This is a genomic window from Streptomyces sp. SA15, assembly GCF_002291145.1.
GTDB lineage: Bacteria > Actinomycetota > Actinomycetes > Streptomycetales > Streptomycetaceae > Streptomyces.
This window is the reverse complement of record NZ_NTGE01000169.1, coordinates 68,865-83,460: the sequence shown is the minus strand read 5'-3', so window position 1 is coordinate 83,460 and position 14,596 is coordinate 68,865. Positions and strand designations below refer to the sequence as shown.

The window sequence follows — 14,596 nt, the reverse complement described above, 5'->3', positions numbered from 1 at the left end:
AGGCCGGACATTTCAGACATTCTGCCCCGGATTTGAGGATGTATTCAGACTCAAGTGGGCCGCGAGCCACTCATCGGAGGTCTCCCGCGAGGGCCCGCAGCGGCCCGGTACGGCTCAGGCGGCGGCCACCGCGGCCCGGATCTCCTCCGCGAAACGGTCCGCGGCGCCGCGCAGTGCGACCACATCGGGACCGTGACGCAAAACACCCCGGCTGACGTTCGGCACGACGTTGCGCACGGCCGCGCCGAACACCCCGGGAAGATCCGCGGGCGTCGCCCCCTGGGCACCGATGCCGGGTGCCAGCAGCGGCCCGTTGATGTCCAGGTCGTACGACGAGAGATCGCCGAGCGTGGCGCCCACGACCGCCCCGAAGGAGCCCAGGGGCTCCTCTCCCGCGTTCTCGTCGGACAGGTGGGCCAGTATGGTCGCGCCGACAGTGCGCCCGTCGGCCCGTACGGCGTGCTGGACCTCGCCGCCCTCCGGGTTGGAGGTCAGCGCGAGCACGAACAGCCCCGCGCCGTTCTCCCGCGCGAGCGCCACCGCGGGCGAGAGCGACCCGTAGCCGAGATACGGCGAGACGGTCAGGGCGTCCGAGAACAGCGGGGCGTCCTTCAGAAGGTAGGACTCGGCATACGCGGCCATGGTCGAGCCGATGTCGCCGCGTTTGGCGTCCATCACGACCAGCGCACCGGCCGCCCGGGCCTCCTCGACCGACTTCTCCAGTACGGCGACGCCCCGCGACCCGAAGCGCTCGAAGAACGCGCTCTGCGGCTTGAGGACGGCGACCCGGTCGGCCATCGCCTCGACAACGGTCCGGCTGAACCGCTCCAGGCCGGCGACGTCGTCGCCCAGACCCCACTCGGCGAGCAGGGACGCGTGGGGGTCGATGCCGACGCACAAGGGGCCGCGCTCGTCCATGGCGCGGCGCAGGCGTGCGCCGAAGGGCTCAGTCATGCCGTCTTCCTCACGTCGGCGCCGACCGCGTCGGCGAGGGTGGCGTACGGGCTCGTACGAAGGCGCGCGGCGAGCCCCTTGTGGATGGCGCGAGCCCAGAGCGGCCCCTCGTAGATGAAGGCGCTGTAGCCCTGGACCAACGTGGCGCCCGCCAGGATGCGCTGCCAGGCGTCCTCGGCGTTCTCGATGCCGCCGACCCCGACCAGGGTGATCCGGCCACCCACGCGCGCGTAGAGGCGCCGCAGCACCTGAAGGGAGCGCGCCTTCAAGGGCGCGCCGGACAGGCCGCCGGCCTCCTTGACCAGGGAGGGTTCGGATTTCAAACCGAGCTCCTCGCGCGCGATGGTCGTGTTGGTGGCGATGATCCCGTCCAGGCCGAGCTCGACAGCCAGATCCGCCACCGCGTCGATGTCCTCGTCGGCGAGGTCCGGCGCGATCTTCACGAGCAACGGGACGCGGCGGTCGGTCACCATGCTGTCAGCGGCCTCGCGGACGCCCCTCAGCAGGGGGCGCAGCGCCTCGGTGGCCTGCAGATTGCGCAGACCCGGCGTGTTCGGCGAGGAGACGTTCACGACCAGGTAGTCGGCGTACGGCGCCAGCCGCTCGGCCGACTTCACGTAGTCGACGACGGCTTCGGCCTCCGGGACGACCTTGGTCTTGCCGATGTTCACGCCGACGACGGTCTTGAAGACCGGCTCACGCGAGGCCAGGCGGGCGGCGACGGCCAGCGAGCCCTCGTTGTTGAAGCCCATGCGGTTGATCAGCGCCCGGTCCTTCACGAGCCGGAACAGCCGCTTCTTGGGATTGCCGGGCTGCGGCTCCCCCGTGACCGTGCCGATCTCGACGTGGTCGAAGCCGAGCATCGCCATGCCGTCGACCGCGACGGCGTTCTTGTCGAAGCCGGCGGCGAGCCCGAACGGCCCGTGCATCCGCAGCCCGAAGGCCTCGGTGCGCAGTTCCTTGTGGCGGGGCGCGAGAACGGCGGCGACGAACGTCCGCAGGACGGGGATCCTGACGGCGAGTCGGATCCAGCGGAAGGCCAGGTAATGGGCCTCCTCAGGGTCCATCCGGGTGAAAACCAGACGGAAGAAGAGTTTGTACATCTCTGTGTCCTCACGAAGAGGGGGACACCTTCCGGTGTCCCCCTCAAGGCTGCTAGTCGCGGGCCGCGGTCAGGTGTTCCGCGTGTTCCTGGAGCGAACGGACGCCCACGTCACCGTGGTTGAGGGCGTCGATGCCCTGGACGGCCGCCGCGAGCGCCTGAACCGTCGTCAGGCACGGTACCGACCGCGCCACGGCCGCCGTACGGATGTCGTAGCCGTCGAGGCGGCCGCCGGTGCCGTACGGGGTGTTGACGATGAGGTCGACCTCGCCGTCGTGGATGTGCTGGACGATGGTCTTCTCGCCGTTCGGGCCGGGGCCCTCGGACTGCTTGCGCACGACCGTGGCATTGATGCCGTTGCGCTTGAGCACCTCGGCCGTTCCGGAGGTGGCGAGCAACTCGAAGCCGTGCGCCACGAGTTCACGAGCCGGGAAGATCATCGAGCGCTTGTCGCGGTTGGCCACCGAGATGAAGGCGCGGCCCTTGGTCGGCAGCGGACCGTACGCCCCCGCCTGCGACTTGGCGTACGCCGTGCCGAAGACCAGGTCGATGCCCATGACTTCGCCGGTGGAGCGCATCTCCGGGCCGAGAACGGTGTCGACACCGCGGCCGTGGATGTCGCGGAAGCGGGACCACGGCATGACGGCCTCCTTGACGGAGATCGGCGCGTCCAGCGGGAGTTCGCCGCCGTCGCCGGTCGCCGGGAGCAGCCCCTCGGCCCGCAGTTCGGCGATGGTCGCGCCCAGGGAGATCCGGGCGGCGGCCTTCGCCAGCGGCACCGCGGTCGCCTTCGAGGTGAAGGGGACGGTGCGTGAGGCCCGCGGGTTGGCCTCCAGGACGTAGAGGATGTCGCCCGCCATCGCGAACTGGATGTTGATCAGGCCGCGCACCCCGACTCCGCGGGCGATGGCCTCCGTCGAGGCACGCAGCCGCTTGATGTCGAAGCCGCCCAGCGTGATCGGGGGCAGCGCGCACGCCGAGTCGCCGGAGTGGATGCCGGCCTCCTCGATGTGCTCCATGACACCGCCGAGGTAGAGCTCCGCGCCGTCGTAGAGCGCGTCGACATCGATCTCTATCGCGTCGTCGAGGAAGCGGTCGACCAGGACCGGCCGGGAGGGGCTGATCTCGGTGGACTCGGCGATGTACGACTCCAGCCGGGTCTCGTCGTACACGATCTCCATGCCGCGGCCGCCGAGGACGTACGACGGCCGCACCAGGACCGGGTAGCCGATCTCGTCGGCGATGGCCTTGGCCTCGGCGAAGGTCGTGGCGGTGCCGTGCTTGGGCGCCGGGAGGCCCGCCTCGGCCAGGACCCGCCCGAAGGCGCCACGGTCCTCGGCGGCGTGGATCGCCTCCGGGGGCGTACCGACGACCGGCACGCCGTTGTCCTTGAGCGCCTGCGCGAGGCCCAGCGGGGTCTGGCCGCCGAGCTGCACGATCACGCCCGCGATGGGGCCGGCGAGCGACTCCGCGTGAACGATCTCCAGCACGTCTTCGAGCGTCAGCGGCTCGAAGTACAGGCGGTCGGAGGTGTCGTAGTCGGTGGAGACGGTCTCCGGGTTGCAGTTGACCATCACGGTCTCGTAGCCGGCGTCGCTCAGCGCGAAGGAGGCGTGGACGCAGGAGTAGTCGAACTCGATGCCCTGGCCGATGCGGTTGGGCCCGGAGCCCAGGATGATCACCGCCGGCTTGGTCCGCTCGGCGACCTCGCTCTCCTCGTCGTAGGAGGAGTAGAAGTACGGCGTCTTCGCGGCGAACTCGGCGGCGCAGGTGTCGACGGTCTTGTACACGGGGCGAACGCCCAGCGCGTGCCGGACCTCGCGCACGACGTCCTCGCGCAGGCCGCGGATCTCGCCGATCTGGATGTCCGAGAAGCCGTGCCGCTTGGCCTGAGCCAGCAGCGACGGGTCCAGCTTGTCGGCGGCCGCCAGTTCGTCCGCGATCTCCTTGATCAGGAAGAGCTGGTCGACGAACCACGGGTCGATCTTCGTGTACTCGAAGACCTCTTCAGGCGTGGCGCCGGCGCGGATGGCCTGCATGACGGTGTTGATCCGGCCGTCGGTCGGACGGACCGCCTCCCGCAGCAGTTCGCCCTTGTCGCCGGGCTCGCCGACGAACGTGAACTGGCTGCCCTTCTTCTCCAGCGAGCGCAGCGCCTTCTGGAACGCCTCGGTGAAGTTACGGCCGATCGCCATGGCCTCGCCGACCGACTTCATGGTCGTGGTCAGCGTGGAGTCGGCGGAGGGGAACTTCTCGAAGGCGAACCGCGGTGCCTTGACGACCACGTAGTCGAGGGTCGGCTCGAAGGAGGCGGGCGTCTGCTCGGTGATGTCGTTCGGGATCTCGTCCAGCGTGTAGCCGACGGCCAGCTTCGCGGCGATCTTGGCGATCGGGAAACCGGTCGCCTTGGAGGCGAGGGCCGAGGAGCGCGACACGCGCGGGTTCATCTCGATGACGATCACACGGCCGTCGACCGGGTCGACCGCGAACTGGATGTTGCAGCCGCCGGTGTCGACGCCGACCTCGCGGATCACGGCGATGCCGATGTCGCGCAGGATCTGGTACTCGCGGTCGGTCAGAGTCATCGCGGGCGCGACGGTGATCGAGTCGCCGGTGTGCACGCCCATCGGGTCGAAGTTCTCGATGGAGCAGACGACCACGACGTTGTCGTGCTTGTCGCGCATGAGCTCCAGCTCGTACTCCTTCCAGCCGAGGATGGACTCCTCCAGAAGCACCTCGGTGGTCGGCGAGAGGGTCAGGCCCTGCCCGGCGATGCGGCGCAGTTCCTCCTCGTCGTGGGCGAAGCCGGAACCGGCGCCGCCCATGGTGAAGGAGGGCCGGACGACGACCGGGTAGCCGCCGAGCTCCTCGACGCCGGCGAGCACGTCCTCCATCGAGTGACAGATGAACGAGCGGGCGGACTCACCGTGCCCGATCTTCTCCCGGACCGCCTCCACGACCTCCTTGAACTGATCGCGGTCCTCACCCTTGTGGATCGCCTCGACGTTGGCACCGATGAGCTCGACGCCGTACTTGTCCAGGACGCCGTTCTCATGCAGCGAGATCGCCGTGTTGAGGGCCGTCTGTCCGCCCAGAGTGGGCAGCAGCGCGTCCGGCCGCTCCTTGGCGATGATCTTCTCGACGAACTCCGGGGTGATCGGCTCGACGTACGTGGCGTCCGCGATCTCCGGATCGGTCATGATCGTCGCCGGGTTGGAGTTGACGAGGATGACCCGCAGGCCCTCGGACTTCAGGACCCGGCACGCCTGCGTGCCGGAGTAGTCGAACTCGGCGGCCTGGCCGATGACGATCGGGCCGGAGCCGATGACCAGGACGGACTGGATATCGGTGCGCTTAGGCACGCTGGCCCTCCATCAGGACTGTGCTCATCAAAGACGTGAAGCGGTCGAACAGGTAGGCGGCGTCGTGCGGGCCGGCTGCCGCTTCGGGGTGGTACTGGACGCTGAAGGCCGGGCGGTCCAGGAGCTGCAGCCCCTCCACCACGTTGTCGTTGAGGCAGACGTGGGAGACCTCGGCGCGGCCGTAGGGAGTCTCGGAGACCTTGTCGAGCGGGGCGTCGACGGCGAAGCCGTGGTTGTGCGCGGTGACCTCGACCTTGCCGGTCGTACGGTCCTGCACCGGCTGGTTGATGCCGCGGTGGCCGTACTTCAGCTTGTACGTGCCGAAGCCCAGCGCCCGTCCCAGGATCTGGTTGCCGAAGCAGATGCCGAACAGCGGGGTGCCGCGCTCCAGGACGGCCTGCATGACGGAGACCGGGTGGTCGGCGGTGGCCGGGTCGCCCGGCCCGTTGGAGAAGAACACGCCGTCGGGCTGGACGGCGTAGACGTCCTCGACGCTCGCCGTCGCCGGCAGCACGTGCACCTCGATGCCGCGCTCGGCCATCCGGTGCGGGGTCATGCCCTTGATGCCGAGGTCGACGGCGGCGACGGTGAACTTCTTCTCACCGATCGCTGGGACGACGTACGGCTCCTTGGTGGCGACCTCCGCGGAGAGGTTCGCTCCCTTCATCTCGGGGGCCTGGCGCACCTCGGTGAGCATGGTGCCCTCGTCGGGCAGCGCGGCGCCGGAGAAGATGCCGACGCGCATGGCGCCGCGTTCGCGCAGATGCCGGGTCAGGGCGCGGGTGTCGATGCCGGAGATGCCGACGACGCCCTGCTGGGCCAGCTCCTCGTCCAGCGAGCGCCGGGAGCGCCAGTTGGAGGGCACGCGCGCGGGGTCCCGTACGACATAGCCCGAGACCCAGATCCGCTTCGACTCGGGGTCCTCGTCGTTGACGCCGGTGTTGCCGATGTGCGGGGCGGTCATCACGACGACCTGGCGGTGGTACGACGGGTCGGTGAGGGTCTCCTGGTAGCCGGTCATGCCGGTGGAGAACACGGCCTCGCCGAAGGTCACCCCCACGGCCCCGTAGGCACGGCCGCGGAAGATCCGGCCGTCCTCCAGGACGAGTACGGCGGGAGTCTTGGTGGCTCCCCTTGTGGAGGTCGTCATCGTTCGGCGCCTTCCGTGGTGGTTGTTTTGATCATGGAGTTAATGACGTCGACCCACTCGTTGTGCTCGGCCGCGTGGTCGGAGCGGAACCCGGAGTCGATCAGCCGCTCGCCGTGCGCCCAGGTCACCACGAGCAGCCCGCCCTCGGTCAGGACCTTGCCGGCGATGCCCTTGTCGAGCCGGGCCTCGCGCAGCGCGGCGGTGGGGACGAAGAAGTCGGTGGCGCCGGGGCGTACGACGTCCAGTCCCGCGTCCGTCAGCGTGAGCTCGACCCGGCTGCGGGTGCCCAGGCCGTGCGCCACGATGCGGTCCAGCCACTGCCCGGCGGTGGTGGAGCCGTGGTAGCGGCCGCTCATCGTCAGTTTCGCTTCACCCGGCGCTTCCGGCGCGGTGGGCAGCTCCGGGAGGTCGCCCTGGAGCGTGCCGCGCCATTTCCAGCCCTCGCGCATCAGCCAGTAGACGAGCGCGACGAAGAGCGCGAGTCCGACGAGCCAGCCGATGCGGGCGGCCCAGTCGGTCACTTCGGCCGACTTCTCTTCGGCCGCGAGTCCGGTCGCGAGTCCGGCGGCGAGCAGAGTTGCAGGTGTCACGTGAGCTTCCCGTCGACGAGCGTGGCCTTGCCCCGGAGCCACGTGTGCGTGACACGGCCCGGCAGCTCGCGACCCAGGTACGGGGTGTTGCGGCTGCGCGAGGCGAAGACCGCGGGGTCCACTGCACCACGGTATGCCGTGTCGACGAGCATGATGTTGGCGGGCTCACCAGCCGAGACGGGGCGGCCGTGGCCCTTCGCCCGTCCGATCCGCGCGGGCGTGAAGGACATCCGGTCGGCCACGCCGGCCCAGTCGAGCAGCCCGGTGTCCACCATCGTCTCCTGCACCACCGACAGGGCGGTCTCCAGGCCGACCATGCCCATGGCGGCGGCGGCCCACTCGCAGTCCTTGTCCTCGTGCGGGTGGGGGGCGTGGTCGGTGGCGACGATGTCGATCGTGCCGTCGGCGAGCGCCTCGCGCAGCGCGAGCACGTCACGCTCGGTGCGCAGCGGCGGGTTCACCTTGAAGACCGGGTTGTACGTCCGCACCAGCTCGTCGGTGAGGAGGAGGTGGTGCGGGGTGACCTCAGCGGTGACGTCGATGCCGCGGGACTTCGCCCAGCGCACGATCTCGACGGACCCGGCGGTCGACAGGTGGCAGATGTGCACCCGGGAACCCACGTGCTCGGCGAGCAGGACATCCCGGGCGATGATCGATTCTTCGGCCACGGCGGGCCAGCCGCCGAGACCCAGTTCGGCGGAGACCACGCCCTCGTTCATCTGGGCGCCCTCGGTCAGCCGCGGCTCCTGCGCGTGCTGGGCGACGACCCCGCCGAAGGCCTTCACGTACTCCAGAGCCCGGCGCATGATCACCGCGTCGTCGACGCACTTGCCGTCGTCGGAGAAGACGGTGACCCCGGCGGCCGACTCGTGCATGGCGCCCAGCTCGGCCAGCTTCTTGCCCTCCAGGCCGACGGTGACGGCGCCGATGGGCTGCACATCGCAGTAGCCGTGCTCCTGACCGAGCCGGTAGACCTGCTCGACCACACCGGCGGTGTCGGCGACGGGGAAGGTGTTGGCCATGGCGAACACGGCGGTGTAGCCGCCGCTCGCGGCCGCCCGGGTACCGGTCAGGACGGTCTCGGAGTCCTCGCGGCCGGGCTCGCGCAGATGGGTGTGCAGGTCGACGAGCCCCGGCAGGAGTACCTTGCCGTCGGCCTCGACACAGATCACATCCTGCGCGCCTCCGGCACGACCGGCGCCGTCATCCGAAAGCCCCGTACCGACGGCATCGATGACCTCCCCGTCGATCAGCACGTCCTGCGGCTCGCCGCCGAGCACCTTCGCACCACGGATCAGGATCTTGCTCATCTGTCTTACTTCTCCTCGGTACGGGTGTGGGTGACGGCGGGTTCGTTGCCGCCCAGAAGCAGGTAGAGCACGGCCATCCGGGTGGAGACGCCGTTGGCGACCTGCTCGATCGCGGTGCAGCGCTCGGAGTCGGCGACCTCGGCGGTGATCTCCATGCCCCGGACCATCGGGCCCGGGTGCATCACGATGGCGTGCTCGGGCATCCGGGCCATGCGGTCGCCGTCGAGGCCGTAGCGCCGCGCGTACTCGCGCTCGGTCGGGAAGAAGGCGGCGTTCATCCGCTCCCGCTGGACGCGCAGCATCATCACCGCGTCGGACTTGGGCAGTGTGCTGTCGAGGTCGTACGAGATCTCGCAGGGCCAGGTCTCGACGCCGATCGGCAGCAGCGTGGGCGGCGCGACGAGGGTGACCTCGGCGCCGAGGGTGTGCAGCAGGTCGACGTTGGAGCGGGCGACCCGGCCGTGCAGGATGTCGCCGACGATCGTGATGCGCTTGCCGGCCAGGTCCTGCCCGATCCCGGCGTCCCGGCCGACCAGGCGGCGGCGCATGGTGAAGGCGTCCAGTAGGGCCTGCGTCGGGTGCTGGTGGGTGCCGTCGCCGGCGTTGATGACGGCCGCATCGATCCAGCCCGAGTTGGCCAGGCGGTACGGGGCTCCGGAGGCGCCGTGCCGGATGACGACGGCGTCGACACCCATGGCCTCCAGGGTCTGGGCGGTGTCCTTCAGGGACTCGCCCTTGGACACGCTGGATCCCTTGGCGGAGAAGTTGATGACGTCCGCGGACAGCCGCTTCTCGGCGGCCTCGAAGGAGATCCGGGTCCGGGTCGAGTCCTCGAAGAAGAGGTTCACGACGGTGCGACCGCGCAGGGTCGGCAACTTCTTGATCGGCCGGTCGGCGACCCGGGCCATCTCCTCGGCGGTGTCGAGGATCAGGACGGCGTCGTCGCGGGTGAGGTCGGCGGCCGAGATGAGATGACGCTGCATCTGTCAGGCTCCGTAAGGCAGTTCAGGTTGGGGGTCCGGGGGTCTGGGGCCCGCGGCGGCAGCCGCTTGTGTCACAGCCCCAGAAGGCACAGCCGGGCAGGCGGGGGCGCATGAGCAGGCCGTACGACAGTGACGTACGCCCGCGTGCTAGTGCTGCGCGCCCGGCGCGGTCTGCTTCGCGCCGAGCAGCACGGTGTCGCGACCGTCCTCCTCGGCGAGCTGGACCTTGACCGTCTCCCGCAGCGACGTGGGGAGGTTCTTGCCGACGTAGTCGGCGCGGATGGGCAGTTCGCGGTGGCCGCGGTCGACGAGGACCGCGAGCTGGACCGCGCGGGGACGCCCGATGTCGTTCAGGGCGTCGAGGGCGGCACGGATGGTGCGGCCGGAGAAGAGGACGTCGTCGACGAGGACGACGAGGCGGCCGTCGATGCCGTCACCGGGGATGTCCGTGCGGGCCAGCGCACGCGGCGGCTGCATGCGCAGGTCGTCGCGGTACATGGTGATGTCGAGCGAGCCGACCGGAATCGTGCGTTCGGTGATCTGCTCCAGTTTGGCGGCGAGCCGCTGGGCGAGGAAGACGCCGCGGGTCGGGATGCCGAGGAGCACCACGTCGTCGGCGCCCTTGGCGCGTTCGACGATCTCGTGGGCGATGCGGGTCAGGACCCGTGCGATGTCGGGGCCTTCGAGCACGGGCCGCGCGTCGGCCGCTCGTGCGTCCTGCCGCTTGTCCTGCTGCTTGTCCTGCTTGTCCATACGAAACGGACCTCCTTCTCCGCCTCACGGGACGGACCTTAAAGGACGTCGGATTTGCGCCAGCCACGGTAGCAGACCCGCACGACGCTCCAGATCACCCCCTCGGCCCAATCGGTGCCCGATACCACGGAGGAGTCGGTGCGGACCATTCGGCTTGACGCGGCAGAGTAACGCTGCGTAACCTCACAGTGAGTTACCAGCCGCGCGGCATGGAAACAACGCCAGTCGCGTCGACACAGTGTCCGGGGAGCCATATGTCCAGCGAATACGCCAAACAGCTCGGGGCCAAGCTCCGGGCCATCCGCACCCAGCAGGGCCTTTCCCTCCACGGTGTCGAGGAAAAGTCCCAGGGGCGCTGGAAGGCCGTCGTGGTCGGTTCGTACGAGCGCGGTGACCGTGCCGTGACCGTGCAGCGCCTCGCCGAGCTGGCGGATTTCTACGGCGTTCCGGTGCAGGAGCTGCTGCCGGGCACCACGCCGGGCGGCGCCGCCGAGCCGCCGCCGAAGCTGGTCCTGGACCTGGAGCGGCTGGCCCACGTCCCGGCCGAGAAGGCGGGTCCCCTCCAGCGGTATGCGGCCACGATCCAGTCCCAGCGCGGTGACTACAACGGCAAGGTGCTCTCGATCCGCCAGGACGACCTGCGCACACTCGCCGTCATCTACGACCAGTCGCCGTCGGTCCTCACCGAGCAGCTGATCAGCTGGGGCGTGCTGGACGCGGACGCGCGCCGTGCGGTGGCGTCCCACGAAGAGGGCTGAGCCCCTCTCCTCACCCGTCCTCACCTCAGCAGAAACGTGCCGCCGGGGTGGCCGGAACTTCACGGTTCCGGCCACCCCGGCGGCTTTCTGCGGCCTTCAGGGGCCCAGGAGGTACGGGAACGCCTAAGGGCCCGCGGCGGTCTCGCTGCGGGCCCTTAGGCGTTCTCGGGCCCGCGGCGGTCTCGCTGCGGGCCCTTAGGCGTTCTCGCCTCTTGCGCCTCTCTACGCCTCGTCCCGGCGCAGTGAGGGCTTCAGGTCTTTGAGCCGGCCGAGCAGACCGTTGACGAACGAGGGCGACTCGTCCGTGGAGAACTCCTTCGCCAGCTGCACCATCTCGTCGAGCACGACGGCGTCCGGCGTCTCGTCCGCCCAGATCAGCTCGTAGGCGCCGAGGCGCAGGATGTTGCGGTCGACGACCGGCATCCGGTCGAGCGTCCAGCCGACCGAGTACTGCGCGAGCAGCTCGTCGATGCGCTTCGCGTACGCGGCGTAGCCCTCGACCAGCTGCATCGTGTACTCGCTCACCGGCGGCTGCCGGGTGTCGGTCCGGGAGAGCCGGATCCAGTCCGCAAGGACTGTCAGGACGTCGGCGCCGCGCTGGTCGCCCTCGAAGAGGATCTGGAAGGCGCGCTTGCGGGCCGTGTTGCGGGCAGCCACGGTTAGCTGTTCACCCGGCCGAGGTAGTCGCTCGTACGGGTGTCGACCTTGATCTTCTCGCCGGTGGTGATGAAGAGCGGGACCTGGATCTGGTGGCCGGTCTCCAGGGTGGCGGGCTTGGTGCCGCCGGTGGAGCGGTCGCCCTGGACGCCCGGCTCGGTCTCCTGGACGGTCAGCTCGACGGCGGCCGGCAGCTCGACGAAGAGCACCTCGCCCTCGTGCTGCGCGACCGTGGCCGTGAAGCCCTCGACGAGGAAGTTGGCGGCGTCGCCGACGGCCTTCCGGTCGACCATGAGCTGGTCGTAAGTCTCCATGTCCATGAAGACGAAGTACTCGCCGTCCATGTAGGAGAACTGCATGTCGCGCTTGTCGACGGTGGCCGTTTCGACCTTGACGCCGGCGTTGAAGGTCTTGTCGACGACCTTGCCGGAGAGCACGTTCTTGAGCTTGGTGCGCACGAATGCCGGGCCCTTGCCGGGCTTGACGTGCTGGAACTCGACAACGGACCAGAGCTGGCCGCCGTCGAGCTTGAGCACCATGCCGTTCTTGAGGTCGTTCGTGGAAGCCACGGTTGCGGAATCTCCTGGACTGACGTGGACGACCCCGGGGCAGGCGCACAGCTCGAAGCTAGAGCGCGAGCAGCTCCTTGGTCGTGATGGTGAGTAGCTCGGGTCCGCCGTCCGCCTCGGGGCGGACGACGAGCGTGTCATCGATCCGGACGCCGCCCCGGCCCGGGAGGTGGACCCCCGGTTCGACGGTGACCGGCACGCAAGCGTCCAGTTTACCCATGGCCGCGGGAGCCAACTGCGGGTCCTCGTCGATTTCGAGTCCCACCCCGTGCCCCGTCAGGGCCGGAAGCCGTTCCGCGTACCCCGCGGAGTCCAGCACCTGGCGTGCGGCACGGTCCACGTCGCGGTAGGCGGCGCCGGGTGCCAGGCTCTCCCGGCCGGCGCGCTGAGCGGCGAAGACGAGGTCGTACAGCTCGATCTGCCAGTCCGCGGGGGACGTACCGATGACGAAGGTACGGCCGATCTCGCACCGGTAGCCGCGGTAGGTCGCGCCGAGGCAGACGGAGAGGAAATCGCCCTCCTCGACCCGGCGGTCGGTGGGCCGGTGCCCGCGTCGGCCCGCGTTCGGGCCGGTGGCGACGGAGGTCGCGAAGGCGGGGCCGTCGGCGCCGTGGTCGACGAGGCGGCGCTCCAGTTCGAGGGCGAGGTGGCGTTCGGTGCGGCCGACGAGGATGGATTCGAGCAGTTCGCCCAGCGCCTGGTCGGCGATCTCGGCGCCGATCCTGAGGCAGGAGATCTCCTCCTCGTCCTTCACCACCCTCAGCTGCTCGACCGCGCCGCCCAGGTCGGCCAGGCGCAGTCGGGGCACGACGGACCGGATGGCCCGGTGCCGGGCGACCGTGAGGTGGTGCTCCTCGATCGCGAGGGAGTCGCCGCCCTGCGCTGCCGCGAGGTCGGCCGCGGCGACGGCGGGGTCACCGCCGGGGCCGGGCAGGCTCTGCACGCGCAGTGCCTCGTCGGGTCGGCCCTCCGCGGGGTCGTCCGGCGGACCGGTGCACAGCAGCAGGTCCTCGGTACTGCCGAGCAGCAGGACGGCGCCATGCGGGGCGGCGCCCGCGAGGTAGCGGACGTTGGCGGGACGGGAGACGAGCGCGGCCGCGCTGCCGCTGGCTTTGCAGCGTTCCCGTAGGCGGGTTCGGCGAGCTGCGTACACCTCTGACATGAGCCGAGCGTATGAGCTCCGCGGGGTTGGCGCCGGTTGGGAGGGCCGAGTGGGCGGGCGCCGTTCGGGGGACGGGGGTGGGGCCTTGGGTTGTGTGCCGACTGCGGGCCGCGGGGGCTGGTCGCGCCCACGCGGCGGAGCCGCACATTGATACAGCCCCGCGCCCGTTACAGGTTGGCTCAGCCGCCTGCGTCTACCAGTTCGGCGGGCTTGCGATCGACCTTGCCAGTACATCGTCCAGGACCTGGGCCGTCTGCGGTACGTCCAGCTGGGAGTTGTCGATGATCGGAAGGCCGGAGCCGTACCAGCCGGCCATGCGGCCGTGGATGCGGGCGACCTCCTCGTCGGTGAGGCGGCGATTGCCCGTACGTTCGGCGTTGCGCTCCAGGACGATCTCCAGGCCGGGCAGGAGGACGACCGGCAGGAGGCCGGGGCCGACGTGGCGCTTCCAGCCGCCGAGGCCGACGACGGGGCGGTCGGGGAAGACGGCGTCGTCGAGGATGCACGAGATGCCGTTGGCCAGGAAGTTGCGTGCGGCGAAGCCGCAGGTGCGGCGGGCGAGGCGGTACTGCGCCTCGGAATGGTCGTTCCATCCGGACTGCGGGTCGGCGAAGCCCGAGCGGACCCATTCACGTACGTCGTCCAGGCTGATGTGCGCGGTGGGGACCCGGCGATGATCCGCCCAGTACTTGGCGACGCTGGTCTTGCCGGCGCCCGCGGGGCCGATGAGCAGGACCGCGAGGGTGGTGGCCGCCGGGTCGGGAGCGGTCGTGGCGGGCGGCGAGCTGGGCATGGCGACGGGGCCGCCGGGCGGCAGCGGAACATGGCCCGTGGTGTCCGGCGCCGACGGCATGGGGGCATGCTGCGGCGTGGGCGGCATGGGGGCCGAGGGCGCTCCGGTGAAGCCCGGGGCGGGCGACGGCGGAGGGGGCGGCACGGGAGCGGGACCCTGGTGTGCGCCCGGGGGGTGCGGACCCGGGTGGTGTGCGGCCGGCGACCAGCCGGTGGCCGGTCCGTGCCCCGGCTGATGGGGCGGCGGCAGCGGAGAACCCACTGCGTGCTGCATCCGGTGCCACTCCGTCTCGTTCTTTTGGGCTCGGTTCGCCTCCGGGGCGCTGACAGCGGGGCGGACCCGCTTGCTACCGAACGGTACCGCCCCTGGTCGTCGTTTGGTGCAACGGCCGGGGGCGGTCCGAAGTGCCCTGTGGCACAAGGCGAATCAAGCGCAGGGCGAATCAAGCGCAAG

General features: G+C 70.2%; 13 protein-coding genes. 1 reads left to right on the top strand and 12 read right to left on the bottom strand.

The features are described from left to right. Window positions 1-114: 114 nt before the first annotated feature. From pyrF to pyrR, 8 genes are all read right to left on the bottom strand, one after another. A complete protein-coding gene (gene pyrF, locus CLM62_RS37990) occupies window positions 115-954 on the bottom strand; it encodes an orotidine-5'-phosphate decarboxylase (RefSeq protein WP_095754449.1) in 840 nt (279 codons plus the stop codon). Beyond that, the gene (locus CLM62_RS37985; RefSeq protein ID WP_095754448.1) at window positions 951-2,057 is read right to left on the bottom strand and encodes a quinone-dependent dihydroorotate dehydrogenase; all 1,107 of its coding nucleotides are present in this window, start codon (window positions 2,055-2,057) and stop codon (window positions 951-953) included. The genes pyrF and CLM62_RS37985 overlap by 4 nt, the downstream gene beginning before the upstream one ends. A gap of 52 nt (window positions 2,058-2,109) precedes the next feature. After that, window positions 2,110-5,418 carry a carbamoyl-phosphate synthase large subunit gene (carB, locus tag CLM62_RS37980; RefSeq protein WP_095754447.1) on the bottom strand — a complete coding sequence of 1,103 codons (3,309 nt, stop codon included), beginning with the start codon at window positions 5,416-5,418 and terminating at the stop codon, window positions 2,110-2,112. Then, window positions 5,411-6,568, bottom strand: a complete 1,158-nt coding sequence (carA, locus tag CLM62_RS37975; RefSeq protein ID WP_095754446.1) for a glutamine-hydrolyzing carbamoyl-phosphate synthase small subunit — start codon at window positions 6,566-6,568, stop codon at window positions 5,411-5,413. The genes carB and carA overlap by 8 nt, the downstream gene beginning before the upstream one ends. Beyond that, on the bottom strand, window positions 6,565-7,158 hold the full coding sequence (locus tag CLM62_RS37970) for a hypothetical protein (RefSeq protein ID WP_095754445.1): 594 nt from the start codon (window positions 7,156-7,158) through the stop codon (window positions 6,565-6,567). Before CLM62_RS37970 ends, carA begins: the two co-directional genes overlap by 4 nt. Further along, entirely contained in the window at window positions 7,155-8,468 is a 1,314-nt protein-coding gene (locus CLM62_RS37965; protein WP_095754444.1) for a dihydroorotase, read from the bottom strand. Before CLM62_RS37965 ends, CLM62_RS37970 begins: the two co-directional genes overlap by 4 nt. A 5-nt stretch (window positions 8,469-8,473) precedes the next feature. Continuing rightward, window positions 8,474-9,451 (bottom strand): aspartate carbamoyltransferase catalytic subunit, encoded by a 978-nt coding sequence (locus CLM62_RS37960; protein ID WP_095754443.1) that lies wholly within the window; start codon window positions 9,449-9,451, stop codon window positions 8,474-8,476. A 147-nt stretch (window positions 9,452-9,598) separates the two neighbouring features. Next, on the bottom strand, window positions 9,599-10,204 hold the full coding sequence (pyrR, locus tag CLM62_RS37955; RefSeq protein ID WP_095754442.1) for a bifunctional pyr operon transcriptional regulator/uracil phosphoribosyltransferase PyrR: 606 nt from the start codon (window positions 10,202-10,204) through the stop codon (window positions 9,599-9,601). 254 nt (window positions 10,205-10,458) lie between these two features. Between pyrR and bldD the strand changes: the two genes are divergently transcribed. Beyond that, window positions 10,459-10,962, top strand: coding sequence for a transcriptional regulator BldD (gene bldD, locus CLM62_RS37950; protein ID WP_095754441.1), 504 nt, complete (start codon window positions 10,459-10,461; stop codon window positions 10,960-10,962). Between the two features lie 222 nt (window positions 10,963-11,184). Here bldD and nusB read toward each other — a convergent pair whose 3' ends face one another. The 4 genes from nusB to CLM62_RS37930 all read right to left on the bottom strand — a co-directional run bounded on the left by nusB (window position 11,185) and on the right by CLM62_RS37930 (window position 14,416). Beyond that, a complete protein-coding gene (nusB, locus tag CLM62_RS37945; protein ID WP_095754440.1) occupies window positions 11,185-11,619 on the bottom strand; it encodes a transcription antitermination factor NusB in 435 nt (144 codons plus the stop codon). Window positions 11,620-11,621: 2 nt separating this feature from the next. Next, window positions 11,622-12,188 carry an elongation factor P gene (gene efp / locus CLM62_RS37940; protein ID WP_095754439.1) on the bottom strand — a complete coding sequence of 189 codons (567 nt, stop codon included), beginning with the start codon at window positions 12,186-12,188 and terminating at the stop codon, window positions 11,622-11,624. A 58-nt stretch (window positions 12,189-12,246) separates the two neighbouring features. Continuing rightward, window positions 12,247-13,350 carry an aminopeptidase P family protein gene (locus CLM62_RS37935; protein WP_095754438.1) on the bottom strand — a complete coding sequence of 368 codons (1,104 nt, stop codon included), beginning with the start codon at window positions 13,348-13,350 and terminating at the stop codon, window positions 12,247-12,249. 193 nt (window positions 13,351-13,543) lie between these two features. Further along, window positions 13,544-14,416, bottom strand: a complete 873-nt coding sequence (locus CLM62_RS37930; protein WP_095754437.1) for a Pro-rich N-terminal domain-containing protein — start codon at window positions 14,414-14,416, stop codon at window positions 13,544-13,546. Between the last annotated feature and the right edge of the window lie 180 nt (window positions 14,417-14,596).